We start from the raw sequence: 2,325 nt of genomic DNA on the forward strand, positions 1-2,325 counted from the left end.
GCCCGGTGTCTGCGTACGACCTGACATGCAGAGGTGCGTACGACCTCACGTCCAGAGGTCAGCTGGTGTGATCATGCCACGCTGGTGGCTCCGTCGATGGCAGTAAGTCGGTTCTTGAGCCGGTAGCTCGGCCCGTTGATTGAGATGACCTCGCAGTGGTGCAGGAGGCGGTCGAGGATCGCGGTGGCGAGGACGTCGTCGCCGAACACCTGGCCCCATTCGCTGAACGTTTTGTTCGAGGTCAGCAAGATCGAACCGGTCTCGTATCGCTTCGAGATCACCTGGAACACCAGGTTTGCCTCGGCCCGTTCGAGGGGCTGATACCCCACCTCATCGACCACGAGGACGCTCGGCTTGAGGTAGGTGCGCATCTTGGTGGCGAGGCGTCCTTGGGCCTCGGCTTCTTTCAGCTGGCGGACCATGTCGTCCAGCGACGTGAAGTAGACGGAGAAGCCGGCCCGGCAGGCCGCGACCGCGAGCCCGACGGCCAGGTGTGTCTTGCCCACCCCGGGCGGTCCCAGAAAAGCGGCGTTGGCCTTGATCTCGATGAACGACAGGGCCGCGAGATCCTTGACCTTGCGGACGTCGAGATCGGGTTGGAAGGCGAAGTCGAAGTCGTCGGGTGTCTTGTGGTGCGGCAGCTTCGACAGCCGCAGGGCGGTGCGGAAACGTCGTCCGTCGCGGACCCCGGTCTCTTCCTCCAGGACGAGGTCGAGGAAGTCGAGGTAGCCCATCTTGTCCCGGTCGGCGCGGGCGGTCAGCTGCTCGAGGCTGGCAGCCAGGTGGGGCAAGTTCAGCTTGGTGGCGTGTGCGCGGATCCGCGCGGTGATCAGGTCGCTCATCAGTTCACTCCGGGCACCGGCAGGCCGGCGGCGAGGTCGTAGTCGGCCAGCGGACGCCGGCCGACAGGAATGCGGGCGGCCGCGGTGCGGGACAGCAACGCGTCCAGCGCGGTGCTGTCCGGTCGGTCGGTGCCCCCCGCGGGCTGGGGTGGGAGGGACGGATCAGTGGTGGTGATGCTTCGGGTGTGTCCGCCCGGCAAGCCGTCCCAGTGGGAACTGTCAACGACCCAGCTGCCCTTGACCTCCGTGCGGTCATGGACGGCGAGCAGGCTCTCGCTCTCGTCGGCCGGCTCGAGCTGGTGGATTGTGATCTCGTCTTGTGTGACGCGGACTTCGACCTGCTGACCGGGACTGATGCGGCGGGCCGGGACCGAGTAGAGGCTGCCGTCGAAGGAGATCAGGCAGTCCTTGCCGACCCTTCGCAGATGGCGTTCGACCACCCGATAAGGCTGGTCGGGCAGCGGCATCAAAGCGGCCCGGTCCCGGGCCGCCCGCACTGCGATGACCTTGCCAGTGAGTGCGATGGACCTGCCGGTGCCGGATCGGCACCCAGGCCTGGAAGGCGGCGTCCAGCTCGGCGAGCGTGCCGAATACTCGGCCGGCGAGAACGTGGTCGCGGACGATGTCGACCTGCCGCTCGACCCGGCCCTTGCCCTGCGGCCGGTAGGCAGCAAGCACGTCGAGGTCGAATCCGTAGGAGCCGGCGAACGCGACCGCCTCCGGATGCAGCGGAACCGCCTTGCCCGGTGCGACATGCCGCTTGACCACGGTCTTCGTCCGGTCGTAGACGACCGTGGAAGGCACACCCCCGAAGTGTTCGAAGGCCCGGCGGTGGCAGTCGAAGAACGTCGCGAGGTCCTGGCTGGTGGTGAAGCAGCAGAACGGGTCCCTCGCATAGGACAGGGTCATGTGGAACGAGTACACGTTCGCGATCCCGACGTGCGCAAGGATCGTTCCTTCGTGCCCCCAGTCGACCTGGGCCTGCCCACCAGGTGTCACCTCGAAGCGGCGGTGCAGCCCCGCCATGTCCTGGTCCAAGCCGAGTTCGGCACGGATCCGAGGGCGTGCTTCGGCGACATACATTTTCACGCGCTGGTAGTGGCCCTCGAAGCCGTACTGGTCGACCAGCCGCTCGTGGATCACCGACGCCTTCAGGTCGATGCTCGCCCGCAGCCAGGCGTCCACCACCGGCGCCAACTTGGCTATCTTCCTCGGCTGGGTCCCCGCCCGCGGCGGGGCCGACGGCACCGTCGCCGTCTCGTCGGACAGGTACTTCTTCACCGTCCGCCAGTCATGCCCGGTCTCCCGGGCTATCGCGCTGATACTCACGCCCGCCTGATGCAGGGCGCGGAACCGACGCAGGTCCATCCATTCCTCCGGATCCAGGATCATAAGAAGCGGTCACCCTTCGGTGCTTGTCTGCTTGGCCGCTGACAAGTCCGAAGGGTGATCCACTTCTCTGCTCGAACGTCTCTACGACGCG

2 protein-coding genes and 2 pseudogenes are annotated in these 2,325 nt (G+C 66.5%); all 4 read right to left on the reverse strand.

From position 1 onward, the window contains the following. Window positions 1-71: 71 nt before the first annotated feature. The gene (istB, locus tag ACFWI9_RS33890) at window positions 72-842 is read right to left on the reverse strand and encodes an IS21-like element helper ATPase IstB (protein WP_387169052.1); all 771 of its coding nucleotides are present in this window, start codon (window positions 840-842) and stop codon (window positions 72-74) included. Then, the gene (locus ACFWI9_RS33895; RefSeq protein ID WP_387169055.1) at window positions 842-1,042 is read right to left on the reverse strand and encodes a hypothetical protein; all 201 of its coding nucleotides are present in this window, start codon (window positions 1,040-1,042) and stop codon (window positions 842-844) included. The genes istB and ACFWI9_RS33895 overlap by 1 nt, the downstream gene beginning before the upstream one ends. Window positions 1,043-1,120: 78 nt before the next feature. Next, window positions 1,121-1,309: pseudogene (locus ACFWI9_RS33900) on the reverse strand (hypothetical protein); the annotation flags it as partial. Between the two features lie 106 nt (window positions 1,310-1,415). Next, window positions 1,416-2,234 (reverse strand): annotated as a pseudogene (gene istA, locus ACFWI9_RS33905) (IS21 family transposase); the annotation flags it as partial. Window positions 2,235-2,325: the final 91 nt, after the last annotated feature.

Origin of the sequence: Streptomyces sp. NPDC127084 (assembly GCF_042724175.1) — a bacterium.
Lineage (GTDB): Bacteria > Actinomycetota > Actinomycetes > Streptomycetales > Streptomycetaceae > Streptomyces.